This is a genomic window from Streptomyces rectiverticillatus, assembly GCF_013394065.1.
Classification (GTDB): Bacteria; Actinomycetota; Actinomycetes; order Streptomycetales; family Streptomycetaceae; genus Streptomyces; species Streptomyces rectiverticillatus.
Genome location: NZ_CP040752.1, coordinates 4281321 through 4307258, shown reverse-complemented (window position 1 = coordinate 4307258; position 25938 = coordinate 4281321). Strand labels below are relative to the sequence as shown.

The 25938-nt window shown below is 72.6% G+C and carries 23 protein-coding genes; 7 read left to right on the top strand and 16 right to left on the bottom strand.

All coding sequences use genetic code 11. The features are described from left to right. Nucleotides 1-16: 16 nt before the first annotated feature. Nucleotides 17-907 carry a hypothetical protein gene (locus tag FGW37_RS18825; protein WP_179082112.1) on the bottom strand — a complete coding sequence of 297 codons (891 nt, stop codon included), beginning with the start codon at nt 905-907 and terminating at the stop codon, nt 17-19. A 550-nt stretch (nt 908-1457) separates the two neighbouring features. Further along, the gene (gene mshD, locus FGW37_RS18820) at nt 1458-2381 is read right to left on the bottom strand and encodes a mycothiol synthase (RefSeq protein WP_179082111.1); all 924 of its coding nucleotides are present in this window, start codon (nt 2379-2381) and stop codon (nt 1458-1460) included. A 143-nt stretch (nt 2382-2524) separates the two neighbouring features. On the opposite strand from mshD, the gene FGW37_RS18815 reads away from it, so the two are divergent. Beyond that, nucleotides 2525-4330, top strand: a complete 1806-nt coding sequence (locus tag FGW37_RS18815) for a bifunctional metallophosphatase/5'-nucleotidase (RefSeq protein WP_179082110.1) — start codon at nt 2525-2527, stop codon at nt 4328-4330. 73 nt (nt 4331-4403) lie between these two features. On the opposite strand, the gene FGW37_RS18810 is transcribed toward FGW37_RS18815, so the two are convergent. Together FGW37_RS18810 and FGW37_RS18805 are read right to left on the bottom strand one after the other, a co-directional pair. Continuing rightward, complete coding sequence (locus FGW37_RS18810; RefSeq protein ID WP_179082109.1) at nt 4404-4814, bottom strand: YidB family protein; 411 nt, start codon at nt 4812-4814, stop codon at nt 4404-4406. An 85-nt stretch (nt 4815-4899) separates the two neighbouring features. Then, a complete protein-coding gene (locus FGW37_RS18805) occupies nt 4900-5760 on the bottom strand; it encodes a helix-turn-helix domain-containing protein (RefSeq protein ID WP_179082108.1) in 861 nt (286 codons plus the stop codon). Between the two features lie 786 nt (nt 5761-6546). On the opposite strand from FGW37_RS18805, the gene FGW37_RS18800 reads away from it, so the two are divergent. The 3 genes from FGW37_RS18800 (at nt 6547) to FGW37_RS18790 (ending at nt 10499) form a co-directional block, all read left to right on the top strand. Next, nucleotides 6547-7779 (top strand): MFS transporter, encoded by a 1233-nt coding sequence (locus FGW37_RS18800; protein WP_179082107.1) that lies wholly within the window; start codon nt 6547-6549, stop codon nt 7777-7779. A gap of 10 nt (nt 7780-7789) precedes the next feature. Next, complete coding sequence (locus tag FGW37_RS18795) at nt 7790-9022, top strand: ATP-grasp domain-containing protein (RefSeq protein WP_179082106.1); 1233 nt, start codon at nt 7790-7792, stop codon at nt 9020-9022. A gap of 418 nt (nt 9023-9440) precedes the next feature. Next, nucleotides 9441-10499, top strand: a complete 1059-nt coding sequence (locus tag FGW37_RS18790; RefSeq protein ID WP_218650592.1) for a threonine aldolase family protein — start codon at nt 9441-9443, stop codon at nt 10497-10499. 179 nt (nt 10500-10678) lie between these two features. Here the strand turns inward: FGW37_RS18790 and FGW37_RS18785 are convergent, their stop codons facing one another. From FGW37_RS18785 to FGW37_RS18750, 8 genes are all read right to left on the bottom strand, one after another. After that, nucleotides 10679-12070, bottom strand: coding sequence for a sensor histidine kinase (locus tag FGW37_RS18785; protein WP_179082104.1), 1392 nt, complete (start codon nt 12068-12070; stop codon nt 10679-10681). Next, nucleotides 12067-12792: a response regulator transcription factor gene (locus tag FGW37_RS18780; protein ID WP_179082103.1), complete on the bottom strand. Its 726-nt coding sequence runs from the start codon at nt 12790-12792 to the stop codon at nt 12067-12069. Before FGW37_RS18780 ends, FGW37_RS18785 begins: the two co-directional genes overlap by 4 nt. Nucleotides 12793-12858: 66 nt before the next feature. Then, nucleotides 12859-13959 carry a S1C family serine protease gene (locus FGW37_RS18775; RefSeq protein ID WP_179082102.1) on the bottom strand — a complete coding sequence of 367 codons (1101 nt, stop codon included), beginning with the start codon at nt 13957-13959 and terminating at the stop codon, nt 12859-12861. 162 nt (nt 13960-14121) lie between these two features. Further along, entirely contained in the window at nt 14122-15006 is an 885-nt protein-coding gene (locus FGW37_RS18770) for a JmjC domain-containing protein (RefSeq protein ID WP_179082101.1), read from the bottom strand. Between the two features lie 32 nt (nt 15007-15038). Beyond that, nucleotides 15039-15908, bottom strand: coding sequence for a JmjC domain-containing protein (locus tag FGW37_RS18765; RefSeq protein WP_179082100.1), 870 nt, complete (start codon nt 15906-15908; stop codon nt 15039-15041). A 115-nt stretch (nt 15909-16023) separates the two neighbouring features. Next, complete coding sequence (locus FGW37_RS18760; RefSeq protein WP_179082099.1) at nt 16024-16224, bottom strand: hypothetical protein; 201 nt, start codon at nt 16222-16224, stop codon at nt 16024-16026. A gap of 208 nt (nt 16225-16432) precedes the next feature. Beyond that, nucleotides 16433-16936, bottom strand: a complete 504-nt coding sequence (locus FGW37_RS18755; protein WP_179082098.1) for a hypothetical protein — start codon at nt 16934-16936, stop codon at nt 16433-16435. Between the two features lie 79 nt (nt 16937-17015). Further along, nucleotides 17016-18065 (bottom strand): helix-turn-helix transcriptional regulator, encoded by a 1050-nt coding sequence (locus tag FGW37_RS18750; RefSeq protein ID WP_179082097.1) that lies wholly within the window; start codon nt 18063-18065, stop codon nt 17016-17018. Between the two features lie 147 nt (nt 18066-18212). Here FGW37_RS18750 and FGW37_RS18745 point away from each other — a divergent pair, with 147 nt between their 5' ends. Continuing rightward, complete coding sequence (locus FGW37_RS18745) at nt 18213-18437, top strand: hypothetical protein (RefSeq protein WP_179082096.1); 225 nt, start codon at nt 18213-18215, stop codon at nt 18435-18437. A gap of 55 nt (nt 18438-18492) precedes the next feature. Beyond that, the gene (locus FGW37_RS18740; RefSeq protein ID WP_179082095.1) at nt 18493-18717 is read left to right on the top strand and encodes a response regulator transcription factor; all 225 of its coding nucleotides are present in this window, start codon (nt 18493-18495) and stop codon (nt 18715-18717) included. 59 nt (nt 18718-18776) lie between these two features. Here FGW37_RS18740 and FGW37_RS18735 read toward each other — a convergent pair whose 3' ends face one another. Both FGW37_RS18735 and FGW37_RS18730 read right to left on the bottom strand, forming a co-directional pair. After that, nucleotides 18777-19802 (bottom strand): LacI family DNA-binding transcriptional regulator, encoded by a 1026-nt coding sequence (locus tag FGW37_RS18735; RefSeq protein ID WP_179082094.1) that lies wholly within the window; start codon nt 19800-19802, stop codon nt 18777-18779. A gap of 24 nt (nt 19803-19826) precedes the next feature. Then, nucleotides 19827-20603: a response regulator transcription factor gene (locus FGW37_RS18730; RefSeq protein ID WP_179082093.1), complete on the bottom strand. Its 777-nt coding sequence runs from the start codon at nt 20601-20603 to the stop codon at nt 19827-19829. Nucleotides 20604-20844: 241 nt separating this feature from the next. On the opposite strand from FGW37_RS18730, the gene FGW37_RS18725 reads away from it, so the two are divergent. Continuing rightward, the gene (locus FGW37_RS18725; protein ID WP_179082092.1) at nt 20845-21708 is read left to right on the top strand and encodes an alpha/beta hydrolase family protein; all 864 of its coding nucleotides are present in this window, start codon (nt 20845-20847) and stop codon (nt 21706-21708) included. Nucleotides 21709-22077: 369 nt separating this feature from the next. Here the strand turns inward: FGW37_RS18725 and FGW37_RS18720 are convergent, their stop codons facing one another. Together FGW37_RS18720 and FGW37_RS18715 are read right to left on the bottom strand one after the other, a co-directional pair. Then, nucleotides 22078-23979 (bottom strand): ABC transporter ATP-binding protein, encoded by a 1902-nt coding sequence (locus tag FGW37_RS18720; protein WP_179084777.1) that lies wholly within the window; start codon nt 23977-23979, stop codon nt 22078-22080. Between the two features lie 134 nt (nt 23980-24113). Then, nucleotides 24114-25847, bottom strand: coding sequence for an ABC transporter ATP-binding protein (locus FGW37_RS18715; RefSeq protein WP_179082091.1), 1734 nt, complete (start codon nt 25845-25847; stop codon nt 24114-24116). Between the last annotated feature and the right edge of the window lie 91 nt (nt 25848-25938).

The following is a 25938-nucleotide window of genomic DNA, read 5'->3' as shown; positions in this document are numbered from 1 at the left end:
AGGCCGGGCCACACCCTCACCCCGCCCCTCCCCGCAGCGCCGCCCGGACCGCGACCGCTCCCCGCAATGCCGCCGACACCGGGCCGGGGACGGTCGCAGGGTCGCGGGCGCCGTCCGCGGCGCGGCGGCATTCCCGGCACAGCACTTCGTCCGCGACCGGCCGGAACAGCCGTGGCTGGACGTGATCCCCCCGGCATTCCCTCATACCGGCCACCCGGGACGGCGCCGCACTGCCGGACACGCCTTGGGGCGCCGATGCACCCTGCTCGGCAAAGGGAGGAACGAGCGGCATCTTACGAAGCAACCGGTCCCGGACCAGGCCCGCCGGATGGTGGATAACTCCCGGGAGATGGGCGGTCAGCGCCTCGCGGAAGTCCGCCATCGGCGCGCCCCGCAGGAACCACTCCCCCGCCAGCGGCGCCAGCCTGGCGACGTCCGGCGCCGACAACTTCAGCCGCCGCTCACTACGGGAGACCGCCGCCAACGCCTGCGCCCCGCGCTCGACGAGGTTCACGGGCGGAGCGGGTCGCTCGGGCGCCTCCTCGGCCGCCGGGGAGGGAGGGTGGAGGTTGTTCACACCGTTGTTGTCTTCGGGGGAACGGCCGACGGACCGGCCCGTCGGCTCACCGGCGGCCGGAATCCCGCCCGTCGGCCGCCCGTCCGGCAGGTGGCCGTCCCGCGCGGCGAGCGCCTCCGCCGCGGACAGCGGCACGCTCGACACCAGCTGAGTGGTCGCCCACCGCCCGGCCTCGCCCTGGCGCCGCCACTCGTGCAGGTAACCCTCGGCCAGGAGTTGGCGCTTCGCCCGAATGAACGCAACTTTCCTGATCCCTGCCCGCTCCGCCGTCTTCGACAGCGGTTCGTCGGCACTGTCCGGCAGCGATAACTGCCAGGTCAGCAGACGCACGGCGTCGGATGACAGACGCGGATGGCGGAGGATTTCGTTGGAGACCTGCGTGAAGAAGGACGCAGGAGGGATAGCATGCCTGAGCATCTTCGAGGAGCCCTTTCGCTTGAGCTCTCCTTGCGGGTGCAGACCCCCGGATTGGTGTTGCTAGCACCGCCGGGGGTCGCCTCGTTTCGGCACGAAGCGACCCGATGAACCCACGCTAGCCCGATCGCGCACAGACACACGCCACTCGGACCAAGTCCCCACCCCCACCGGGTGAATAGCGCAATTGAACGGCTTCCCACTTGCTCCTGTGCCCTACGCTGCCACCTGCCTGTCCCGGGTGCAGGTTAGGCGGGCGTGACGCCTTCGGGACGGCAAACAACCGGCCTGGTCCGTATCGGCGGCGGAGAAGTGTCCCGGGACGGCGGCTGAGTACCTCAGCAGGCGAGCTGTGTCGGGCGAGGAGTTCCGACTCCGAACGGCCGGCTGCGGCCACGGCGAACGCGGCGGCGGCTCGCCCTTGCCCAGGGTGGGTCATCGCAGCGAGTTTCTCGCTCCCTTCGTGCTAGCTCTCCGTGCGGTACATCAGGTCCGTTTCGTGGATCTGGAAGCCGAGGCGCTCGTAGACCGCTACCGCCGCCGCGTTGTCGGCGTCCACGTAGAGCATGGCCGTGGGGAGGCCCTGGGTCGCCAGGTGGCGGAGGCCGATGGTGGTGAGGGACTTGCCGAGGCCGCCGCCCTGGGCGCCCGGGGCCACGCCGAGGACGTAGACCTCGCCGAGGCCCTCCTCGGCGTGGACCTTGGTCCAGTGGAAGGCGATGATCCGGCCGTCCTTCTCGGCGAGGAAGAAGCCCTTGGGGTCGAACCAGTCCGCGGCCTTGCGGTCGTCGAGGTCGCGCTGGACGAGTGAGCCCTGCTCGGGGTGGTGGGCGAAGGCCGCCGCGTTCACCGCGAGCCACTCCTCGTCGTCCTCGCCCGGGCGGAAGGTCCGCACGGTCACCCCGGGGGGCAGCACCGGCTCGGCCAGGTCGAGGTCGTGCAGGGGGCGCCGCATCTGGCGGAGCTCGCGGAAGAGGCTCAGGCCGAGCACCTGGGCCAGGTGCCGCGCCGCCGGGTGGCCGCCGTGCGCCCAGATCCGCAGCCGCTTACCGGACTCGTGCAGCAGCGCCGAGCCCAGCGCCCGCCCGTGCCCGCGCCCCCGGCAGGAGGGGTGGACCACGAGCTCGCCCGCGGGCGCCTCGACGGGGTCGCTGTCCTCCAGCTGCCCGTAGCCCACGAGCTCCCCGTCGTCCGTGCGGAGCAGCACGTGCCGCACGCCCGGCCGCCGGCCCTTCAGCTGCAGCCGTCCCTGCTCGGAGACGGCCGGCTGGCCGTCGACCGCCGCGGCCTCCGTCACCAGCCGCAGCACGTCCTGCGCCACCTCGGGCGGCAGTTCCTCCAGCACCTCGACCGATCGCTGCCCGTTCGCGTTGTTCGTGACGTCGCTCATGGTGCGAGCCTACGACGCGGGTGACGCCGAATCGTCACAGCCAACCCTGCTGACGTTCTACGCGGGTTGATCTAGGCTGCCGCAGACCATTCCACCCGCTTCTCACCCGCTTCTCACCCGCAAACATGCATAAAGGGGAACACATGCACGCGACGCCGCCACGCAAGCGCCTGGCGAGACGGCTGACCGCGACCGCGGCCGCGCTCGCCGCCACCGCCGGTGTCCTGGCCACGGCCGCCCCGGCCGACGCCCTCTCCTACGGCCGTACGGGCCGCACCGTCGACGTACAGCTGCTCTCCTTCAACGACCTTCACGGCAACCTGGAGCCGCCGCAGGGCTCCTCGGGCACCGTGACGGAGGCCCAGCCGGACGGCACGACGAAGGCCGTACCCGCCGGCGGCATCGAGTACCTCGCCAACTCGCTGCGCTCCGCCCGCAAGGGCCACGAGTACTCGATCACCGCGGCGGCCGGCGACATGGTCGGCGCGAGCCCGCTGATGACCGGCCTCTTCCACGACGAGCCGACCATCGAGGCGCTCAACAAGATCAAGCTGGACGCCACCTCCGTCGGCAACCACGAGTTCGACGAGGGCCGTGCCGAGCTGCTGCGCATGCAGAAGGGCGGCTGCCACCCCAAGGAGGGCTGCTTCGAGAAGGGCAGGACCTTCAAGGGCGCCGACTTCCCCTACCTCGCGGCCAACGTCACCGACGAGAAGTCCGGCAAGCAGATCCTCAAGCCCTACACGGTGTGGAAGCACAAGGGCGTGAAGATCGGCATCATCGGCCTCACTCTGGAGGGCACCCCGGACGTCGTCACGGCCGAGGGCGTCAAGGGCCTGAAGTTCGCCGACGAGGTCGAGACGATCAACAAGTACGCCAAGGAGCTCGACCGCCAGGGCGTGAAGTCGATCGTCACCCTCATCCACGAGGGCGGCATGCCGGCCTCCGGCGCGTACAACTACGACTGCGACACGCCGGGCGCGGGCGCGGGCATCTCCGGCGCGATCGTGGACATCGCGAAGAAGGTCACGCCGAAGGTGGACGCCCTGGTCACGGGCCACACCCACCAGGCCTACGCCTGCACGATCCCCGACCCGTCGGGCGCCCCGCGCACGGTGACCTCGGCCGCCTCCTTCGGCCGCGTGTTCACCGACACGACGCTGACGTACGACCGCCGCACGAAGGACATCGTCCGTACGACGGTCAAGAGCCCGAGCGCGAAGAACCACGTCGTGAACCGTGAGCAGCCCAAGGCCGCGGACATGACCAAGCTGATCGACCGCTGGAAGGCCCTGGCGGCGCCGGTGGCCAACAAGCCCATCGGCTACATCACCGCCGACATCAACGGGCGCGGCTCCGAGGCCTACGAGAAGCCCCTCGGCGACGTCATCGCCGACGCCCAGCTGGAGGCCCTGGCCCCGGCCGACAAGGGCGGCGCCCAGATCGCCTTCATGAACCCCGGCGGCATCCGCTCCGACCTCGCCTTCAAGGCGTCGGGCGGCGAGGGCGACGGCGTCGTGACGTACGGCGAGGCGTTCACCGTCCAGCCGTTCACGAACATGATGCAGACGAAGACCCTCACCGGCGCGCAGGTCATCGCGGCGCTCCAGCAGCAGGTCAGCGGCCCGAACGAGGCTCAGCCGAAGATCCTGCAGATCAGCAAGGGCCTGACCTACACCCTGGACCTGACGAAGAAGGGCGCCGAGCGCGTCCCGGCCGCGTCGGTCAAGCTGAACGGCACGGCCGTCGACCCGGCGAAGACCTACCGCGTCGCGGGCAACGAGTTCCTGATGGGCGGCGGCGACGGCTTCCCCGCTTTCAAGGAGGGCACCGACAAGCGCGTCGGCGCGTCCGACCTGGACGTCTTCAACGCCTACCTGACGGCCCACTCGTCGAAGGGCGCCCCGCTGGCCCCGCCGGCGGCGGACCGCATCACGGTCGTCAAGTAACACCGAGGAAGGACGGCCCCGGAGTGCGCCGGGGCCGTCCGCTCTTTTATGACCGCTATGACTGCTACGGCTGCTACGACTGCTGCCGGATCAGGTCCTCCAGCGATCCCTCCGGCACCTCGCCGGCCGGGGTCAGCTTGTCGACCGCCTGCGGCAGGGTGCGGGCGAGCTCGTCGGCCGCCTCCTCCGGGGTGACGCCCGCCTGCTGCGCCACGTGGTCGAGCGCCTGGTACGGCAGGGCCTGGGCCACCTCGGGGCCGCTGACCTCCTGGTTCGCCCCCTTGCCGACCCACGAGTCGGTCTTCTCCCCCAGGCCGCCCTCCTTGAGCGTGTCCAGCAGGGCGCCGAGGGGGTTGCTGCCCGCGCCGTGCGTGCCGGCGCCGCCGAGCGAGGTGAGCAGCGCGCCCAGCAGATGGCCGCCCTTGCCGCCCGCCCCGCCGCCGCCGAGCAGCCCGCCCAGCAGGTTCCCCAGGTCGTTGCTCATCGCTGCCGCCTCCTCGATCGCCTCGGTACGAGACCCTTACCCCCGGATCTCCGCACCAGGGGCCGGGGTCTGCAGATTCACCCGTTCACCTGCCCTCCAGAGCGCGGACGATGTCCAGGATCAGGTCCCGGGACCTGCGCTCGCCCAGGGCGACGGACTCCATGCGGTCCAGCACCATCCGGTAGCGGTCCAATTGCGCCGCCGCGTCCACCAGTTCCGAGCCGTGCTCGCGGTCGACGTGCACGGTGTCCAGCTGGGGCACCGGGCCGACCGCGAACAGCGTGGACTGCCCCGAGCCGGGGAACGCCCCGGCGTCGAAGGGGATCACCAGCACCCTGACGTGCTCGCGCTCGCTCATGGCGAGGATGTGCCGCAGCTGCGGCCCCGCGACGGGCGGGCCGCCGAAGCGCATGCGCAGGGCGGCCTCGTGGACGATCGCCGTGTACGGGGTGGGGCGGTGCCGGTAGAGGACGGCCTGCCGCTTGATGCGGTGCGAGACCCGGTGCTCCACCTCGGGCGGGGACAGCGGCGGCACCACCTGGCGGAAGACCTCGCGGCAGTGCTCGGCCGTCTGCAGCAGCCCCGGCAGGTGGGCGACGTACGAGGCGCGCAGGGCCACCGCGTGGTGTTCGAGCTCGGCGAGGTCCAGCAGCCCGGCCGGGAGGATCTCGCGGTACTCCTCCCACCAGCCGCGCTTGCGCTCGCCGGCCATCTCGATCAGGGCCGCGACCAGCGCTTCGTCGGAGCACGAGTAGTTGCGTGCCAGGGCGCGCAGGCGCTCGGCGCTCACTCCGTAGCGGCTGGCCTCGATGTTGCTGATCTGCGCCTGGTTGGTGCCCAGGAGGCGCCCGGCCTCGGTGGACGTCAGCCCTGCGCGCTCGCGCAGCTTGCGCAGCTCGGCCCCGAGGCGGAGTTGACGCGCCGTCGGGCTGTTCCTCACCGGCATCTCTCGCCTCTCCCGCACGTCACCCACATGGGTGCTTACCGAAGTAGTTCTGCCGACGCCGCTAAATACCTTTGGCCGGGCGGCGTACGGTGGTGAGCAGCGCCACTCACCTGCTCGCCTCGTCAGAGGAGCCAGCATGGCCACGGTATCGCCGCAGACCCCCTGGTCGTACGCCCTCGACCTGCCCCACGACCCGCGGTCCGCCCGCGCAGCGCACGCCGTAGCGCATTCCACCGCCCGCACCGTCCTGGAGGCGTACGGACTGGAGGAACTCGTAGACGAGGCCGCGAGGTTGGTGGACGATCTGCTCACCTCAGGCTACCGGGGCCCGGATCCGGGCCCCGCCACGTCGCCCGCCACCTCACTCCGGCTCACCCACCTGCCGCCACTGGGGGTCGGGATCACCGTGTCGTACGGCCGGGGGCGGGAGGTCGCGGCGGTCGCGTGGTCGTCCCGGTTGCGCGGATCGCATGACATGCCGGTCACGCTAGACGGCACGGTCGGTCCGGCAGGTGCGGAGCGTCCGGGATCCGCCGGAAATGATGGTGACCGCACCGGTATTGACGGGCAGGGCCACGCAATCACGCGTTCATCTGCGCTTCACGCAACTTGCCCCCAAAAGTGAAGGTTGGAAAAACCATCTGCCTTGCAAACAGCTGACAGAGTGGCAGATCACAGCCTGATCCATTGAACAGACCGCCCGGTATGTGTTTGTGTGTGCAACGGCTGCCGTGCCGGGGAGGGGAGCACGGCGGCCTGCCGCCGACCCGAGGAACCCGTACGGTCATGCACTCCGCCGTGACTTCGCCCATGAACGCCGCGCTGGCGTCCCGCGCGCTCGGCAGCGCCGCCTACTACGTCATCTCGCCGTTCCTGGCCATCTGGCTGCACAGCACGCTCGGCGTGCCCGTCCCGCTCGCGGCGACGGCCGTCGGCGTGCACCTGCTGAGCATGCGGGCCGGCGCGGTCTACATGCAGTTCGTCGTCGTGCGCTTCCGCCTGCGGGCCGTCCTGGTGGGCGGCTATCTGGTGGCGGGCGCGGTGATGCTCGTGCCCGTCGTGCTCCGGCTCGACGACGCCGCGTCCTGGCTCGCCGTGCTGGCCGTGAACGGCACGGCCGTCTCGTGCGCCAACGTCGGCACCAAGGCGCTCATCGCCAACGGCTGCGACGAGGCGACCCGGCTGGCGGCCTTCGGCCGGCTCAACGCGGCGATCAACGGCGGGGCGGCCCTCGGGCCCGTGGCCGGCGGCTGGCTGATGTCGGCCACCGGCCGCGCGTTCCCGCTGATCCCCGCCGCCGTGTTCGCCCTGGCGGCACTGCTGGCCGCCCGTGCGCCCGGCGACGTGACGGCCGCCCCGCCCGCGAAGGGCGCGGCACGCTTCGGGCTGCCCAGCCGCCAGGTGCTGCTGTGGTCCTGTGTGACGGCCACGCTGTGGCTCGCGTACGCGCAGTTCGCCAACGTGCTGCCGGTGTACATGGGCACGGCCGTCTCCACGCGCGTCATCAGCATGCTGTTCCTGGTCAACGCCATCTTGATCGTGCTGTTCCAGGGCGTCGTGGCACGGCGCATGGAGAGCCTCGCCCGCCGGCGCGGCGACCGCGCCGTCATCGCCCTCGGCATGGTGCTGCTGGCGGCCGGTCTCGTGCTCTTCGTGCCCGGGCGCGGCCCGGCCTGGCCCGTGATCTTCCTGGGTGCGGCCGTGTTCACCTTCTCCGAGCTCGTCTGGTCGCCCGCGGCCGACAGCATCATGGCCCGCAAGGCCGAGGGGAACAGCTTCGCCGCCTTCGGGTTCGCGGGGCTGGTGTGGGGGATCGCGGAGTCGGCGGGCGGCGCCCTGGGCACCGCCGTGGCGGGCGGCTCGACCGGCGACTCGTGGACCGGCTGGTCGCCGTTCCTCGTCGCCGCCGCGCTCAGCCTGCTCACCGCCCTGGCCGTCGTCCTCGTCCCGCGGCGGCGCGCCGCCCCCGCCCCTGCTCCTTCCCCGTCCCCCGCCAGCCCGTCCCTAGTGAAGAAATGAGACCGGCATCATGGCCGATCACATCGTCATCGTCGAAGCACTCACCAGCGGCACCGGCCTGCGCCTCGTCGAGGCCGCCGTCCGCAAGGCCGGCCGCGTCACGTTCGTCACGCGCGACAGGGGCCGCTACACCCACGACCCGCTCCGCCACCTGCTGGAGTCCGGTCCGGTCGAGGTCCACGTCCGCGAGACCCGGTCCGTGGAGGAGCTGACCGAGCTCTTCCAGGAGCTCGGCGACGGCGGCGAGTTCACCCTGATCGCCCCCAACGAGCAGTACCTGCTGCCCGCCGCCACCGCCGCCGAGAAGCTGGGCATCCCCTTCCTTCCCACGGCGTCCGTGCAGCTCACCCAGGACAAGCACGCCTTCCGGCAGGCCTGCGCCGTCGAATCCGTCCCGGCGCCGCGCAGCACCGCCGCCCCGGACCTCGCGAGCGCGCTGGCCGCCGCGGAGGCCACCGGCTACCCGGTCGTCCTCAAGCCGTCCATCGGGACGGGCAGTTACGGCGTCGTCTCCGCGGCCGACGCCGACGAGCTGCGCTGGCACTTCGCCGAGGTGCTGGAGGAGTCCGACGGGATGGGCGGCGTGCCGCTCGTCGAGGAGTTCCTCATCGGCCCCGTCGTCAGCGCCGAGGTGCTCTACTCCGGCGGCACCCCGCACGTCCTCGGCATCAGCGACCGCATCATGAGCGAACTCCCGTACTTCATGGAGCTCGCGATCCGCTTCCCCGTCGACCTCTCCCCCGAGGTCCACCGGCAGATCGAGCGGATCTGCACCGACCTGGCCCGCCTGATGGCCTACGAGAACGGGCCCGCGCACATCGAGTTCGCGCTCACCGCCGACGGGCCGAAGGTCGTGGAGTTCAACCCGCGCTTCGCCGGCCGCAACGTCTCCACCATGGTCTCCGCCGCCCTGGACTGGAACGTCTTCGACGGCGTCATCGCCTCCTACCTCGGCGAGCCCGTACACGCCCCGGCACCGGTCGGCGCGGCCGCCGAACAGGCCCTCTACGCCAAGCGCGGCGGCCGGTTCGAGGACGTCGCCGGGCGGGAGCTCGCCGACCGGGTGCCCGGGCTGCGCGACATCCGCATCACCGCACGGGCGGGTGACGTCCTGCCGGACGCGAAGGACCAGCGGAGCGAGTACGGCACGCTCTGGTGCACCGGGGCGACGGCGGACGAGGCGGGCATTCGCGCGGCCTCGGCCGCGGGGTACCTCCGGCCGGTCTTCGGCGACGACGCGTAACGCCTGACCGGCGGGGCCCGGGTTCCCGGCTCGGGGTAGCCCAGGATTCCGCCGGACCCTCGCCGTCGTGGCGAATCGCCACGGCGGCGGGAGGAGGTTGCGGCCTCCGTAGCGGCCTGACGGGCAGAGCCCGGAGGGGTCGGCCTGCGGCAGCCCGAATTCCGCCGGACCCCGCCATCGTGGCGAATCGCCACGGCGGCGGGAGGAGGTTGCGGCCTCCGACCGCGGGGTCCCGCGACGGAATAAGGCCGCTGTCTCCGCAGCAGGACGTTCATCGCGCCCCCAGCGGGAACCCCCGCGACGGGCCGGCATTGCCACCTCCCCAGCGGGAATCCCCGCGACGGGAGGAAGTTGTAGCGCGCACCACGCACCATCACTCACTGTCACCAACGTCCCACCCGACGAAATGAGTATGCACGTGAGCACCTCTCAGCGCCCCCTGGTCGATCTCTACAGCGACACCATCACGCTGCCCACCGCCGCCATGCGCACGTTCATGGCCGAGGCTCCGGTCGGCGACGAGCAGAAGGGGGAGGACCCCAGCGTCAACGAGCTCACCGCCATGGCCGCCGAGCTGCTCGGCAAGGAGGCCGCCGTCTTCCTGCCGTCCGGCACCATGTGCAACGAGATCGCGCTGGCCGTCCACTCGCGGCCCGGCGACGAGGTCCTCGCCGACACGACCGCGCACATCATCAACTACGAGGTCGGCGGGCCGGCCGCCCTCAGCGGCATCAACGTCCGGGCGCTGGAGGGCGAGCGCGGCCTGTTCACCGCCGAGCAGTTCCGGGCCGCGATCCGCACCCCGAGCCGGTACGCGCCCGCGACCACCGGCGTCGTCATCGAGCAGACGTCCAACGCCGGCGGCGGCACGGTCTGGCCGCTGGAGCGCATCGAGGAGATCACCGCCATCGCCCGCGAGCGCGGGCTGTGGGCGCACATGGACGGGGCGCGGCTGCTCAACGCCTGCGTGGCGAGCGGCGTCGACGCCCGCACCTACGCCTCCCACTTCGACTCGGTCTTCATCGACCTCAGCAAGGGCCTCGGCGCGCCCGTCGGCGGGCTCCTCGCCGGCACGCAGGAGTTCATCGACAGCGCCTGGCGGCTCAAGCAGCGCTGGGGCGGCGCCATGCGCCAGGCCGGCGTCATCGCCTCGGCGGGCGTCTACGCGCTCCGCCACCACGTGGACCGGCTCGCCGAGGACCACGCCAACGCCCGGCTGCTCGCGACGGAGCTCGCGAAGATCGACAACCTGGTCATCCACCCCGAGCACGTGGAGACGAACATCGTCCTGTTCGACGTGGCCGCCACCGGGCTGACCGCCGCCGAGTTCGGGGCGCGGACGATCGCCGAGCACGGCGTACGGGTGAGCGTCTTCGGACCCACGACCGTCCGGGTCGTCACCCACCTCGACGTGACCGCCGAGCAGATCCCGGTTGCCGTGGAGGCGATAGCGAAGACGGCGGCGGGCGCGGCCTGACCCTCTGCAGACGGCGGAAGGGGCCGGGGTGGGGCCGGCCCTGGGAGGGGCGTAAAGCGTGATTTGCGGCGACGTTCGGAGCACCCTCGACGCAGGGCTCCGGCCGTAAATCATGCAGCCCCGGAAGGGCCGGCCCCACCCCGGCCCCGACCCACCGACCGGCCGACAGCGCACGGCGCCTACAGCGCCGGCGGCGCCCCCGGCGCCCCCGGCAGCCGCACCGAAGCGACCGTCCCGCCCCCCTCCGCCGGCCGCAGCGCCACCTGACCCCCCGCCTGCTGCACCGTGCGGGCGACGATGGACAGGCCCAGGCCGCTGCCCGGCATGCTGCGGGCGGACGGCGATCGCCAGAAGCGGTCGAAGACGTGCGGGAGTTCATCAGCGGCGATACCCGGACCGTGGTCGCGCACGGTGAGCTCGCCGGTGGCCGACAGGGCGACCTCCACCACACCCCCCGGCGGGCTGAACTTCACGGCGTTGTCGAGCAGGTTGACCAGGGCCCGTTCCAGGGCGGCCGGTTCGGCGCGCACGTACCAGCTCTCCAGGTGCACGCGGAAGGTCAGTCCGGAGCCGCGCAGCCGGGCCCGTTCCACCGCCCGGCCGGCCGCCTCGTGCAGGGCGATCACCTGGACGGGGCCGCTGCCGGGGTCCGCGTCGGGCCGGGAGAGCTCCTGCAGGTCGCCGATGAGCGCGGCGAGTTCGGTCATCTGCGCGCGGACGCTGGCGAGCAGCTCCTTGCGGTCCTCGGGCGGGATCTCGCGGCCGGTCTCCTCGCTGCGCACCAGCAGGTCGATGTTGGTGCGCAGCGAGGTGAGGGGGGTGCGCAGCTCGTGCCCGGCGTCGGCGATGAGCTGCTGCTGCCGGTCGCGGGAGGAGGCGAGGGCGGCGGTCATGGCGTTGAAGGAGCGCGAGAGGCGGGCGATCTCGTCCTCGCCCTCGACGGGGATCCGGACGGCCAGGTCCTCGGTGCGGGCGATGTGCTCGACGGCGCCGGTGAGCCGGTCGACGGGCCGCAGCCCGGCCCGGGCGATCCACGCGCCGGCGGTGGCCGCGAGGAGGACGCCCACGCCCGCGGTGACGGCGAGGACGGCGGCGAGCGCGTTCAGGGGCCGGTCGATCTCGCTGAGGGGCTGGGCGATGGAGACGGCGGTGCCGGGCACGGGCCCGGGCGAGGTCGCCACCCGCATCTCCGTGCCGTCCTGGGCCTGCGCGTCGTGCAGGGCCTGGCCCTGCCGCCGCTGGGCGACGAGCAGGTCCTGCTCCGCCACCTCGATCGGCGACTTGCCGACCGTGCTGCAGACGAAGCCCTCGCCGGTGATGATCTGCACGGTGTAGGGCCGGAAGAGGGTGGACGGCCCGGTGGGCACGGACCCGCAGTTGCGCAGCAGCCCCTTGACGGTGGCGTCGTCCGCGCGGACGCTCGTCAGCGTCGTGTCCCGCTGGTGCTCCAGCTCCTGCCGGGTGACCAGCCAGCACGCGATCGCCGCGGCGGCCACGGCCACGGCGACGGCGGCCGCGGTCAGCAGCGCCAGCCGGGAGCGGAGCGGCAGCCGCTGGAATCTCGCGATCATTCGGCGCCGTCCGCCCTGAGGACGTAGCCCACTCCGCGGACGGTGTGCACGAGGCGCGCCTCGCCCCCGGCCTCGGTCTTGCGGCGCAGGTACATCACGTACACGTCCAGGGAGTTGGACGACGGCTCGAACTCGAAGCCCCAGACGGCCTTGAGGATCTGCTCGCGGGTGAGGACCTGCCGGGGGTGGGCGAGGAAGAGCTCCAGCAGCGTGAACTCCGTACGGGTCAGCTCCACGGGCCGGTCGCCGCGGGTGACCTCCCGGGTGTCGAGGTTCATCCGCAGGTCGGCGAAGGCGAGCGTGGCGGAGGCGGCGGGGGCGGCCGTCGCGTAGGCGCTGCGGCGCAGCAGGGCGCGGATGCGGGCCAGCAGCTCGTCCAGCTCGAAGGGTTTGACGAGGTAGTCGTCGGCGCCGGCGTCGAGGCCGGTGACGCGGTCGCCCACGGTGTCGCGGGCGGTCAGCATGAGGATGGGCACGGTGACGCCGGAGGCGCGCAGGCGGCGGGCGGCGGTGAGGCCGTCCATGCGCGGCATGAGGACGTCCAGCACGATCAGCTCCGGGTCGAAGGCGGCGACCTTGGCGACCGCGTCGAGCCCGTCGACGGCCTGCTCGGTGGCGTACCCCTCGAAGGCGAGGCTGCGGCGCAGGGCCTCGCGGACGGCGGGCTCGTCGTCCACGATCAGGATGCGGGCGGGCTGGTCGCCGTGGTCGGCGGGGCTCATCGGCTTTACCTCACGGGTGCGGGGGTGATGGGTCGGGGCGCTTCTCAGCCTCGCACGGCCGTGCGCTCAGCTGTCGCCGCCACCCGCCCGGAGCTTGGCGAGGTCCGCCTTGACGGTGTCGACGGGGATGGCGAAGCCGAGGCCGACGCTGCCCGCGGAGTCGCCGGATCCGGTGGCGGAACTCGGGGCGTACATGGCCGAGTTGATGCCGATGATCTCGCCGTTCATGTTGATGAGGGCGCCGCCGGAGTTGCCGGGGTTGAGGGAGGCGTCGGTCTGGAGGGCCTTGTAGGTGGTCTTGGAGGAGCCGGTGTCGCCGTTGTACTGGTTGCCGCCGAACTCGAAGGGCCACTGCGGGACGCCGCGGCGCTGCCGCCCCTGCCCCTGGCCCTGGCCCTGCTCCTTGGAGACGGTCACGTCGCGGTCGAGGGCGGAGACTATGCCGCTGGTGACGGTGCCGGTGAGGCCTTCGGGGGAGCCGATGGCGACGACCTCGTCGCCGACCCTGACCTTGCCGGAGTCCCCGAGCTTGGCCGCCTTCAGCCCGCTCGCCCCCTGCACCTTGATCAGGGCGAGGTCCTTGCCGGGGTCGGTGCCGACGACCTTGGCGGTCTTGGTGCCGCCGTCGCTGAAGACGACCTGCACGGTGTCGGCGCCCGCGACGACGTGGTTGTTGGTGACGATCTCGCCGTCGCCCGTGATGATCACGCCCGAGCCGGTGGACTGACCGCTGGTGGTCGAGGCCTTGATCTCGACGATGCTCGGGCTCACGGCCTTGGCGACGGCGGCCACTCCGCCGCTGCTCCTGGAGGAGGCGTTCTGGACGGGCGTGGACTGGCTGACGTGGTCGGCGCGGCTGGTGAGCTCGCCGACGAGGGCGGCGGACCCGCCGCCGACGACCGCGGCGACGATCGCCACGGCGGCGAGCAGCGCCACGGGCTTACGGGCGCGGTGGCCGCCGCGCGGGGCCGGGGACTGCGGGGCGGGCTCGGCGAACCCGGCGTACGGAGGCCGGCCGCCGTCGCCGCCGTCGCCCGCGCTGTCACCGGGCCAGACGGTCACCCCGCCGGCGGTGGTGACCGGCTGCTGCGGCGGGTACGCGGGGGGCTCCGGGTACGAGGAGTGCTGCGGGTCCTGGGCGCCGTAGGGGCGAGTGCTGTCCGTCATGGGCACGACTCTGCTGCCCGCACATGAGAACTGTCTGAGGGAGCACTGAAAACGGGCCGAGAAGTCCGTTCGTTCCGTATAAGGCTCCCGGATAAGGCTCCCGGCTACGGCCACGGCCACGGCTAAGGCTCCCGGCACGGCCACGGCCCCCGGCGCAGCCTGCTAGACGGTGCCGGGCAGGGGGCACCGCATCACCGTGCGCGCCTGCTCGACCAGCTCCTCGGGGGTGATCGTCTCCAGCGTGCGGCGGCAGTGGGCCAGGAGGGCTCCGGCGGCACCGGCCAGGGCCGCGTCGCCGAGGGGACGGTCCCCGAGGTCGGGCCCGTCGTGGAGGAGCGCCTGGAGGAGGGCGTAGAGGTGGGCCGTGCCCGCTTCGCGGACGGTCAGGGACAGGTGCGCGGACGGGCTGTCGCCGACGGCGCTCGCGCGGTGGGCGAAGCCCCGGGGCACGTAGAGCACCTCGCCGGGGCGCAGCACGGTGTCCAGCAGCAGCTCGCCGGGGTCGCCGTCCTCGCGGGCGGGCTCCCAGTTCCCGTCGGCGGGGCCGCCGTGCACCCGCCAGCGCTTCGCGCCGCTGATCTGGATCGCCAGGACGTCGGCGTCGTCGCGGTGCACGGGGCGGCCCTGGGTGCCACCGGGGGTGAGGAAGAAGAACGCCTCCACCTGGCGGCCGAGCTCCTTCCCGACGCCCTGGGCCAGGGTGCGCACGCCGCGGTGCCACTGGTCGACGTACCGCAGGAGGAGGGTGGCCCGTTCGTCGCGGATCAGCGCGCGCACCGCGGCGGCGTCGGCGTAGTCCTCGACCACCTCGCCCAGGACGACCCGCGGGACGCAGAAGCGGTGGGCGGGGAGCTGGCCGTGCTCGTGGACGAGGTTGACGTAGGGCGCCTTGAGCAGCCCGTGGTCGAGGAGGCCGTCCAGCTCGGCGGTGGTGAGCACGTCGACGGGCGGATCGTGCGGGCGCAGGACCGCGGGTGCGGTGCGCCAGTGGGTGGCGAGGAACTGCCGGCTGTCCGCCACGCAGCGTTCGAGCCAGTTCACGGTCACGTCGGGTCGCTCTCCGTCGGGTCGGGGGTGGTTCAGGCCGTGGGCCGGCTGCTGTGGGCGCTTCGGCGTGCGGCGTCCACGAGGGATTCCGGCGTGGTGCCGGCCAGCTGCGCCCGGAAGTGGCCGAGGAGCTCGGCCGCGGTCCTGGTGAGCTGTTCGTCGTCGAGCGGGCGGGCGGGCAGGGCGAGCCCTTCGGCGAGCCGGGAGCCGAGTTCGGCGCGCAGGTGGCCGGTGCGGGCTTCGCGGAGGACGACGGTGAGGTGGACGGAGGGCGCGGAGCCGGTGGCCTCGGCGGTGTGGGCGAAGCCGTTCGGCACGTAGAGGACCTGCCCGGGCTCGACGACGGCGTCGAGCAGCACCGGGCCGGGGTCGGCTTCGGGCACCGGCTGCCAGTGGGCGTCGGCGGGGCCGCCGTGCACCTGCCAGCGCTTGGTGCCGCTCAGCTGGATCACGAGGACGTCCCCGTCGTCCCGGTGGACCGCGCTGTGGTGCCCGGGGTGCGAGCGGAAGACGAACGCCTCGGCCAGCCGGCCGAGCGTGGCGCCGATCCCGGCGGTGAGGGCGCGCACCGGGGCGTGCCACTGGTGGACGTAGCGCAGTTGGAGAGTGGCGTGCGCGTCGTCGAGGAGCGAGCGGACCAGCGCGGGGTCGAGGCAGCCGTCGAGGCGGCGGCCCGCGACGAGCCGGGGCGGGCAGTACTGCTCCTCGGGGACCGGGCCCACGGCGGTGTAGAGCGCGGCGTACGGGACGCGCAGCAGCCCTCCGCCGATGAGGCCGTCGAGGTCGGCGGTGGTCAGGACCTCCGTCGGCGGGGCGGACGGGCGCATCAGTGCGGGCCCCTGCCGCCAGTGGGTGTGCAGAAAAGCCGGCACGTCCTCGACGCAGCGTTCCAGCCAGTCCATGGCTCGGGCTCTCTCCTTCTTTGTGCTGTGCGTACGGTCTTGTGCGGTGTGCCGGGGCCCTCCGGTGTGCCTGGCCGACCGGAGGGCCCCGTACGGCGTTCCTCGTCCGTCAGGTTCAGATGACGTCGAGCGGGCAGCCGCCGCAGGAGGCCTCGACCTGGGTGCCGGAGGCGGGGGCGGAGGAGGAGGCGATGGCGTTGGGGGCGAAGATCGCGCCGCCGACGACGGCCGCGACGGCGACGGAGAGTGCCGCCTTGCGGGTCAGCGTGGTGCGCTTCGGCTGCGCGTCGGCCGGGGCTGCGGTGTTCCGGTCCATGGGAATGCTCCTTCTGCTGCTGTTGCCGGGTGGGATGAAGTCCGCGGGCGGCTCCGGGGGGGGTGCCGCCTCGCTGTGCTCAATCCTGGGGCGGGCCGGTGTGCCGCGACAGTCACGTGTTCACGGTTCCGGACCGGCGGTACCGGGCCTCAGGGACCGGGTCTCAGGGACCGGTACGCCGGGACGCCGGGGTCACATTGACGGCGTGTCAGGGCCGGGTGGGCAGGCCCAGGGCGAGCCGGATGTCCCGGGATTCCCGGGCGGGACGGCAGCGCATCGCGTACCCCCCGGGCACGTAGAGCACCTCCCCGGCGCGCAGCCGCAGCTCCGGCCCGGCGCCGCGCGCGGCCGTGCCCGCGGCGGGCCGGGCCGGGGGCAGGAGCTGCCATCCACTGCTCCCGCCTTGCTGAAGGACCAGCAGGTCGTAGGGCGCGGCAGCCGGTTCCGCGGCCGGGCGCGCGGGGGCGGGGAGCGCGGGGGCGGGGAGCGCCGTCACGGGGCGGCCGAGCCGCAGGGCGAGTGCGTCGGCCAGGTCGCCGGGCGGGCGGTCCCAGCCGTCCGGCCCGGCGTGCTCCGGCCACAGCAGCCCGGGCCGTCCGGCCTGGTGAATCCGGACGAAGAGCACCAGCTCGGACAGCAGGCGGGCGTCCGCCTCCGATCGCCGTGGGCAGCGCGCGGCGCGTGGGTCACCCGAGGTGAGCAGGCCCGTCATGGTGTTCCTCCCTCTGCCGCGGACGCGGGTGCCGCGGCGGCGCCGAGAACACTGCCGAGGCGTCAGAGGAGCGGGATAGTCACGGCTTTGCGCCACAGGAGCAGGCCAACGGCGCGGCCGGGTCCTCCAGCAGGCCCTGCCGGGCGGCGGCGGCACCGGCCTGGAAGCGGCTCTCGGCGGACAGCTGGTCCATGATGTCGGCGATGTGGCGGCGCGTGGTGCGCAGCGCCATGCCCAGCCGGCGGGCGACCGCCTCGTCCTTCAGCCCCGCGGCCAGCAGCTGCAGGATGGTGCGGTCGAGTTCGCCGGAGACCTTGGCGAGCCCGTCGTCGGCGGCGTTGGAGAACGGGGTGGCGGCCTCCCACGTCTGGTCGAACAGCCGGCACAGATAGGCGACGGTGTGGGGCTCGCGGACGACGACCGCGCCCCAGGAGCCGTCGGCGGTCGGCAGGAACGCGGTCTCCCGGTCGAAGACGATGATGCGGCCGAAGAGTTCGTGGCTGGTGCGGTACTGGCCGCCCAGGGCGGAGGCTGCCGCCACGTAGGCCTGGCTGGGGCCGTGGAACCGCGCCGTGTGGTGGTACAACGTGCGCAGCCGCACGCCGCGTTCGAGCAGCGCCCGGTCCCGCAGCAGGGCCTCCTCCATCGCCTCCGGCACCCGGGAGCCGCCGCCGGGCTGGCTGGCCAGCACCTCTTCGCGGCAGTGGCCGGACATCCGGGTGAGGAGCGTGCGGACCTCCGGCAGGGTCGGGATCACCTCCAGGCCGCCGGTGCTCCCCGCGCCGCTCCGGTACGCGGACGCGAAGCGCTCCGCATCCGCCCGGATCCTGGCGACCTGGAGCTGCTGCTCGCGGATGCGGGCCTCCAGCGCGGCGATCCGGGGCCCCGCGGCCGCCTCCGGTGCCACGGCGCGCTCCCACGCCGGGTCGCAGGCGGCGCGCTGTATCAGCCCGGCCGCCCGCAGCCGGGCCAGTGCCGCCTCGGTCCGCTCCGGGCTCAGGCCCAGGCCGGCGGCGGCCGCCGGGACGTCGACGCGCTGGTGCTCCAGCACCCAGGCGTACAGTGCCAGGTCCGCCTCGTCGGCGTCCGGTTCTGCACGACAGGCTTCATCCTGTCGGATTTCTCCCATTACGCCCCCCTGCTTCATGCTGCCATGCAACTTGGTGAGGTAGGTGATCCGTTGCCGTCAGGATACGGACCGGAGAGTCTCTTTCCTGTCACCGAATCCGCACTGACCTGCAAGGGTCAACCGCCCGTGCACACCTGGGAGATCGCCGTGAAGCGCACCTTACTGACCGCCGCCGCCACCTCGCTGCTCGCCTTCGCGGCCCTCGCGCCCGACGCGGGCCCCTCCCCCGCCCCGGCGGAGGAGCGGGCGGCGGTGTCCGCGGAGCAGGGCGAGCACCCCCCGGTCCTCAAGCTGCCGGCGACCCCGAGCTGCCGCAACTGCGGCGGCCCGACCGACACGTCCTGGGGCGGCACGACGGGCCGGCAGCTCTGACCCCCGCCGCGCCCTTTCCCCCCGTACACGCCCGTCACCCCGCTGGGAGAGCCGCATGAACGCCGAAGCACCCGCCCTCACCGGCCGCGAGCAGCAGGTGCTCCACCTGCTCAGCAGCGGCGACACCATCTCCTCCATCGCCCGCCAGCTGCGCCTGAGCCCGCACACGGTCGACACGTACCTGCGCCGCCTGCGCACCAAGACGGGCGCCGCGAACCGCACCCAGCTCGCGGTCTACGCGGTCCGGCACGGGCTCGCCGGTCACCTGGCGCAGTCCTGAGCGCGACGCTCCGAGCGCGGGGGCTTGACCACGACGCCCCGAGCGCCGGCGGCGCGCCGTCAGTCGCCGCAGCCGCAGGAGCGCCGGATCACCAGCGCCGACGGGAACTGCTTCAGCCGCTCGCGGCGCGTGCCCACCACCCGCAGCGAGTCGTCCAGGACGAGGTCCACCGCGGCGCGCGCCATGGCCTGGCGGTCGGAGGCGACCGTGGTCAGCGGCGGGTCGGTCAGGGCGGCTTCCTTGACGTCGTCGAAACCGGCCACGGCGAGCTCGCCGGGCACGTCGATGCGCAGCTCCCGCGCCGCCCGCAGGACGCCGATCGCCTGGTCGTCCGTGGCGCAGAGCAGCGCCGGCGGGCGGTCGGGCCCGGACAGCAGCTCCAGGGCGACCTTGTAGGCGTCGTAGCGGTTGTACGGGGCCGGGAAGAGCCGGCCCTCCAGGGACTTCCCGGCCTCCCGCATGGCGCGGCGCCATCCCTCGACGTGGTCGGTGACGGGGTCGCCGATGGTGGGGGTGCGCTCCGTGCCGCCGAGGCAGGCCACGTAGGGGTGGCCGTGCTCCAGCAGGTGGCGGGTGGCCAGCTGGGCGCCGCCGACGTCGTCCGTGACGACGGCCACGTCGTCGATGGCATCGGGGCGGCGGTGCATCAGGACCACCCGGGCGTCCCAGGCGTCGATCTCCGCGGCCGCGTGCTCGCTCGGGCCCTGGCTGATGAGGATCAGGCCGGAGACCCGCATGCCCAGGAAGGCGCGCAGGTAGTGCACCTCGCGCTCGTCGAGGTAGTCGGAGTTGCCGACGAGCACCATCTTGCCGCGCTCGGCCGCGGCCTGTTCGACCGCGTGCGCCATCTCGGCGAAGAAGGGCTGGCGGGCGTCCGGGATGATCAGGCCTATGAGGTCCGTACGGCGGGACGCCATCGCCTGGGCGACCCGGTCCGGCCGGTACCCCAGCTCCTTGATCGCGGCCAGCACGCGCTCGCGCGTGGCCGGTGCCACCGGCCTCGGTCCGTTGTTGATGACATAGCTGACCACCGCGGTCGACGTCCCCGCCAGTCTCGCCACATCGTCCCGCGTCACCTTGGCCACGCGCGGAAGTCTACGCGGGTCCACTCACCGCTCGGCCGGGCGAGCGGCCCCGCTCTTCGCGGCCTCCGGCTCCTCCGTCCGCTGCGCCTTGGCGGAGTCCTTCGGCTTGCCCTCGCCGGGGTTGTCGATCTTCTCGGGCACAACGAACCGATAACCGACATTCCGCACGGTGCCGATCAGCGACTCGTGCTCGGGCCCGAGCTTCGCCCGCAGCCGCCGCACGTGCACGTCGACCGTGCGGGTGCCGCCGAAGTAGTCGTAGCCCCAGACCTCCTGCAGCAGCTGGGCGCGCGTGAAGACCCGGCCCGGATGCTGGGCGAGGTACTTCAGCAGCTCGAACTCCTTGAAGGTGAGGTCCAGCACCCGCCCCTTGAGCTTGGCGCTGTACGTGGCCTCGTCGACGGAGAGGTCGCCGGTGCGGATCTCCATGGGGCTGTCGTCCGTAGAGATCTGCTGGCGGCCCATCGCCAGCCGCAGCCGCGCCTCGACCTCGGCCGGGCCCGCGGTGTCGAGCAGGACGTCGTCCACGCCCCAGTCTGCGGTGACGGCCGCGAGGCCGCCCTCGGTGACGACGAGGATCAGCGGGCAGCCCGGGCCGGTGGAGCGCAGGAGCTGGCACAGGCTGCGCACGTGCGGAAGGTCACGCCGGCCGTCGATCAGTATGACGTCGGCACCGGGGGTGTCCACGAGGGCGGGGCCCTCGGCGGGGGCCACCCGCACGCTGTGCAGGAGCAGGCCGAGCGCCGGGAGCACCTCCGTGGAGGGCTGGAGGGCATTGGTCAGGAGCAGCAGGGAACTCATCGGCTGCCACCCGCCTCACTGGTCGTACGGTCCTTGCGGACCCGCGCGCTTCGCTCGCCCATGACGTCGGTTCCTCCTCGGTCCCTGCGAAGGGGTACCACCCAGGGCCTTGCTCTGGGGGAGAGTGCGGCACTGCTTCGTACGGTTGCGTGCGTCCCAGCACTTGTCTCAGCACATGAATGCACAAAAGGACCCGGGGGCTACTCTGCCCGGATCCTCTCTGCCCAGCAGAATAGCCCACATGACTTTCCGAGGTCCGGACGATTTTGCACGACCTTGTGTTTCGTCGATCACTTCGAGTGGTCATCGGATCGCGCTCTTGACAGCCGACGGGGTCCGCGTGGAGGCGGCGTACGAGCCCTGCACGGGATCGCGGACGCCTGCGCCGGACACCCCCGCGGTGGTGCTCGCGCACGGCTTCACCGGCGCCCTCGACCGGCCCGGGCTGCGCCGGGCCGCGCGGGTGTTCGCCCAGCGTGCGGCCGTGATCACGTTCTCCTTCCGGGGGCACGGCGGCTCGGGCGGCCACTCCTCGGTCGGCGACCGCGAGGTGCTCGACCTGGCCGCGGCGGTGCGCTGGGCGCGCTCGCTCGGGCACGAGCGGGTGGCCACGGTGGGCTTCTCGATGGGCGGCTCGGTGGTGCTGCGGCACGCCGCGCTCTACGGCCCGGAACGGCGCGTGGAGTACGAGGAGCACGCGGGGCGCACGGACGCACACGCCGACACGGTCGTGGCGGTAAGTGCGCCGTCGCGTTGGTATTACCGCGGTACCGCACCCATGCGGCGGCTGCATTGGGCGATCTCACGGCCGGCGGGGCGGCTGATCGCGCGCTACGGGCTGGGGACGCGGGTCCAGGCGGAGGACTGGGACCCGGTCCCGCTCTCCCCGGTGGAGGCGGTCCCGATGATCGCGCCCCGGCCGCTGCTGATCGTCCACGGCGACCGCGACGCGTACTTCCCGCTCGACCACCCGTACGCCCTCGCGGGCGCGGGCGATCCGCAGTCCACCGAACTGTGGATCGAACGGGGCTTCGGCCACGCGGAGAGCGCTGCGCGCGCCGAGCTCCTGGAACGCATCGCCCACTGGGCGTGCACCCGCACCTGAGCACCGGCCCGGCACCGCCGGTCAGCCGTGTTCACGGTTGCGCGCCGTCGCGGCGGAAAGATCCTGAGAGGCCGGGCCTCTCAAGAGATCCGAGGGGCGCAGCCCCTCGAAACCGCCGCCGCGGCGCGCAACCAGCGTGGTGGGGGTCCGGCGGAATCGGCAGCCACCGGCACCGCCGGACAGCCGCATCGTGGTTGAGCGCCGCCGCGGCGGCAAAGACCCGAGAGGCCGGGCCTCTCACTGCCGCCGCCGCGGCGGGCGACCACCGCGGCGGCGTCCGGCGGTGCCGGAACGCGCTCAGGCCCGCCCGGCGGATGCCGGCAACCGCCGACCGCACGGCTTCCGGCATCCGGCATCCGCGGACAGGCGCTACGCCTGCTCCGCGACCGGCTCCGCGAACTGCGCCTCGTACAACCGCGCGTACGCGCCCCCCGCCGCCAGCAGCCCGTCGTGCGTGCCCTGTTCCACGATGCGGCCGGACTCCATCACGAGGATGACGTCCGCGTCGCGGATCGTGGACAGGCGGTGGGCGATCACGAAGCTCGTACGGCCCGTGCGCAGCCGGCCCATGGCCTGCTGGATGAGCACCTCCGTGCGGGTGTCGACGGAACTCGTCGCCTCGTCCAGGACGAGGATCTCCGGCTCGGCCAGGAACGCCCGGGCGATGGTGATGAGCTGCTTCTCGCCGACGCTGACGCCGGTGCCCTCGTCGTCGATGACCGTGTCGTAGCCGTCCGGCAAGGTGCGCACGAAGCGGTCGACGTGCGTGGCCCGCGCCGCCTCGACGATCTTGTCCATGGAGGTGCCCGCGGGCGCCCCGTAGGCGATGTTCTCCGCGATCGTGCCGCCGAAGAGCCAGGTGTCCTGCAGGACCATGCCGATGTGGGAGCGCAGCTCCTCGCGCGACATGGCGGCGATGTCGGTGCCGTCGAGGGTGATGCGGCCGCCGCCCACCTCGTAGAACCGCATCAGCAGGTTGACCAGCGTGGTCTTGCCGGCGCCGGTGGGGCCGACGATGGCGACGGTCTGGCCCGGCCGGACGGTCAGCGACAGGCCGTCGATGAGCGGCTTGTCGGCCTCGTAGCGGAAGGAGACCTCTTCGAAGGCCACCTCGCCGCGCACACGGCCCGGCACGGGTGCGTCCGCCGCGTCCGCGGACTGCTCCTCGGCGTCGAGCAGCTCGAAGACGCGCTCGGCGGAGGCTACGCCGGACTGCACGAGGCTGGCCATGGAGGCCACCTGGGTGAGGGGCTGGCTGAACTGGCGCGAGTACTGGACGAAGGCCTGCACGTCACCGATGGACAGCGCGCCGGAGGCGACCCGCAGCCCGCCGACCACGGCGACCAGCACGTAGTTCAGGTTGCCGATGAACATCATCGCGGGCTGGATGACGCCCGAGATGAACTGGGCCTTGAACCCGGCCTGGAAGAGGTCCTCGTTCTCCTTGCGGAAGATCTCCGCGGACTCCCGCTCGCGGCCGAAGACCTTCACCAGCGCGTGCCCGGTGTACATCTCCTCGATGTGGGCGTTGAGCTTGCCGGTGGTCTTCCACTGGGCGACGAACTGCGGCTGCGCCCGCTTGCCGATCTTCGTGGCGACGACGACGGACACCGGGACGGTGATCAGCGCCACCAGGGCGAGCAGCCAGGAGATCCAGAACATCACGGCCAGCACGCCGGTGATCGTCAGCAGCGAGGTGACGATCTGGCTCATGGTCTGCTGGAGGGTCTGCGCGACGTTGTCGATGTCGTTGGTGGCGCGGGAGAGCACCTCGCCGCGCGGCTGCTTGTCGAAGTAGCTCAGCGGCAGCCGGCCGAGCTTCTCCTCGACCTGCCGGCGCAGCCGGAAGACGGCGCGCTGGACGACGGTGGTGGCGATCCGCGCCTGGACGAGGCCGAACAGGGACGCGCCGACGTAGATCAGCAGGACCCAGAAGAGCACGTTGCCCACGGCGTCGAAGTCGATGCCGCGGCCGGGGGTGAAGTCGACCGAGCCCAGCAGGTCGGCGACGGTGCCGTCGCCCTGCTGACGCGTCCGCTCGACGGCCTCGGCCTTGCTGATGCCGTCGGGGAACTTGCTCCCGACGACGCCCGCGAAGATCAGGTCGGTGGCCCGGCCGAGGATCTTCGGGCCGATGACGGACAGGGCGACGCTCGCCACGCACAGGGCGAGCGCGACGGATATCAGGGCCCGCTCGGGTCTGAGGGTGCCCAGCAGCCGCTTGGCCGAGCCGGCGAAGTCCATGGACCGCTCGGTGGGCTGGCCGCCCATGAAACGGGCTATGCCGGTGGCGGGGGCGGGCCCGCGCCGGGCGGGGGCGGCCGCGCCCTCTGCGGCCTTGCCCTCTGTAGCCGTGCCCGCTGCGGTCTCGGCCCCGCCCGGGGAAGCCGGTTTCTCCGGGGTCGTCACGCCGCCTCCTCCTCGGTGAGCTGGGAGAGCACGATCTCCCGGTAGGTCTCGTTGCCGGCCATCAGCTCGGTGTGCGTGCCGGTGCCGACGACGCGGCCCTCGTCCAGGACGACGATGCGGTCGGCGTCGCGGATCGTGGACACGCGCTGGGCGACGATGACGACGGTCGCGTCCCCGGTCTCTCGGGCCAGCGCGGCCCGCAGCCGGGCGTCGGTGGCGTAGTCGAGGGCGGAGAAGGAGTCGTCGAAGAGATAGATGTCCGGCTTGCGGACCAGGGCACGCGCGATGGCCAGGCGCTGGCGCTGCCCGCCGGAGACGTTCGTGCCGCCCTGGGCGATCGGCGCCTCCAGGCCGGCCTCCATGCTCTCGACGAAGCCGCGGGCCTGCGCCGTCTCCAGCGCCGCCCACAGCTCCTCGTCGGTCGCGTCGGGACGCCCGTAGCGCAGGTTGGAGGCGACGGTGCCGGTGAAGAGGTACGGCTTCTGCGGGACGAGGCCGATGGCCTCGGAGGAGCGGGCGGGGTCGAGCTCGCGGACGTCCACGCCGCCCACCCGCACCGTGCCGGCGGTCGCGTCGAACAGCCGCGGGACCAGGCCGAGCAGCGTGGACTTGCCGCTGCCCGTGGAGCCGATGACGGCCGTGACCTCGCCGGGCCGGGCGACGAGTGAGACGTCCCGCAGGACGGGCTCCTCCGCGCCGGGGTAGCGGAACTCCACGCCGTCGAGCTCCAGGTGGCCGCCGCTGCGCAGCTCGGTGACCGGGCGCGCCGGGGGCACCACGCTGGAGTCGGTGGCCAGGACCTCCTGGACGCGCTCGGCGCAGACCTCCGCGCGCGGCACCATCATGAACATGAAGGTGGCCATCATGACGGCCATCAGGATCTGCATGAGATAGCTGAGGAACGCCGTCAGCGCGCCGATCTCCATGTCGCCGCTCTCGATGCGGTGGCCGCCGAACCACAGGACGGCGATGGAGGAGAGGTTCACGACCAGCATCACGGACGGGAACATCAGCGACATCAGCCGGCCGGCCTTGAGGGAGACGTCCATCAGATCGGCGTTCGCGCCGTCGAAACGTTCCCGCTCGTGCGCGTCCCGCACGAAGGCGCGGATGACGCGGATGCCGGTGATCTGCTCGCGCAGCACCCGGTTGACGGTGTCGATCTTGTCCTGCACCCCGCGGAAAATGGGGCGCATCCGCCAGATGATCAGCGAGACGATCACGCCGAGGACGGGGACGATGACGAGCAGCAGGGCGGACAGCGGCACGTCCTGCTCGAGCGCCATCAGGATGCCGCCCACGCACATGATGGGCGCGGAGACCATCAGCGTGAACGCCATGAGCACCAGCAGCTGAATCTGCTGGACGTCGTTGGTGGTACGGGTGATCAGGGAGGGTGCGCCGAAGTGCCCCATCTCCCGTGCGGAGAAGGACTGCACCCGGTCGAAGACGGCGGCGCGCAGATCGCGGCCGACCGCCATGGCGGTACGGGCCCCGTAGTAGACCGCGCCGATCGCGCAGACGATCTGGACGAGGGTGACCGCGAGCATCCCGCCGCCGAGGGTGAGGATGTAGCCGGTGTCACCCTTGACGACACCGTTGTCGACGATGTCGGCGTTGAGCGAGGGTAGGTAGAGCGTGGCAAGCGTCTGGACGAGCTGCAGGAGCACGATCAGCGCAATCGATGTGGAGTAGGGCCTCAGATACGCCCGTGATAGTCGGACCAGCACACTGGGCAGCGTATGCGAGCGCCTCGCCGTGCAGCCTCCGTATTTACGGCGGCGGGCGGCCCGTCGCCCGGCAGCCGTCATCATGGGAGGC

Coding starts and splice junctions, on each gene's coding strand:
- mshD (WP_179082111.1), bottom strand. CDS start 2,381: ATGAGCGACGTCACGAACAACGCGAACGGGCAGCGATCGGTCGAGGTG.
- FGW37_RS18815 (WP_179082110.1), top strand. CDS start 2,525: ATGCACGCGACGCCGCCACGCAAGCGCCTGGCGAGACGGCTGACCGCG.
- FGW37_RS18810 (WP_179082109.1), bottom strand. CDS start 4,814: ATGAGCAACGACCTGGGGAACCTGCTGGGCGGGCTGCTCGGCGGCGGC.
- FGW37_RS18805 (WP_179082108.1), bottom strand. CDS start 5,760: ATGCCGGTGAGGAACAGCCCGACGGCGCGTCAACTCCGCCTCGGGGCC.
- FGW37_RS18800 (WP_179082107.1), top strand. CDS start 6,547: ATGCACTCCGCCGTGACTTCGCCCATGAACGCCGCGCTGGCGTCCCGC.
- FGW37_RS18795 (WP_179082106.1), top strand. CDS start 7,790: ATGGCCGATCACATCGTCATCGTCGAAGCACTCACCAGCGGCACCGGC.
- FGW37_RS18785 (WP_179082104.1), bottom strand. CDS start 12,070: ATGATCGCGAGATTCCAGCGGCTGCCGCTCCGCTCCCGGCTGGCGCTG.
- FGW37_RS18780 (WP_179082103.1), bottom strand. CDS start 12,792: ATGAGCCCCGCCGACCACGGCGACCAGCCCGCCCGCATCCTGATCGTG.
- FGW37_RS18775 (WP_179082102.1), bottom strand. CDS start 13,959: ATGACGGACAGCACTCGCCCCTACGGCGCCCAGGACCCGCAGCACTCC.
- FGW37_RS18765 (WP_179082100.1), bottom strand. CDS start 15,908: ATGGACTGGCTGGAACGCTGCGTCGAGGACGTGCCGGCTTTTCTGCAC.
- FGW37_RS18760 (WP_179082099.1), bottom strand. CDS start 16,224: ATGGACCGGAACACCGCAGCCCCGGCCGACGCGCAGCCGAAGCGCACC.
- FGW37_RS18755 (WP_179082098.1), bottom strand. CDS start 16,936: ATGACGGGCCTGCTCACCTCGGGTGACCCACGCGCCGCGCGCTGCCCA.
- FGW37_RS18750 (WP_179082097.1), bottom strand. CDS start 18,065: ATGGGAGAAATCCGACAGGATGAAGCCTGTCGTGCAGAACCGGACGCC.
- FGW37_RS18740 (WP_179082095.1), top strand. CDS start 18,493: ATGAACGCCGAAGCACCCGCCCTCACCGGCCGCGAGCAGCAGGTGCTC.
- FGW37_RS18730 (WP_179082093.1), bottom strand. CDS start 20,603: ATGAGTTCCCTGCTGCTCCTGACCAATGCCCTCCAGCCCTCCACGGAG.
- FGW37_RS18725 (WP_179082092.1), top strand. CDS start 20,845: ATGACTTTCCGAGGTCCGGACGATTTTGCACGACCTTGTGTTTCGTCG.
- FGW37_RS18720 (WP_179084777.1), bottom strand. CDS start 23,979: ATGGGCGGCCAGCCCACCGAGCGGTCCATGGACTTCGCCGGCTCGGCC.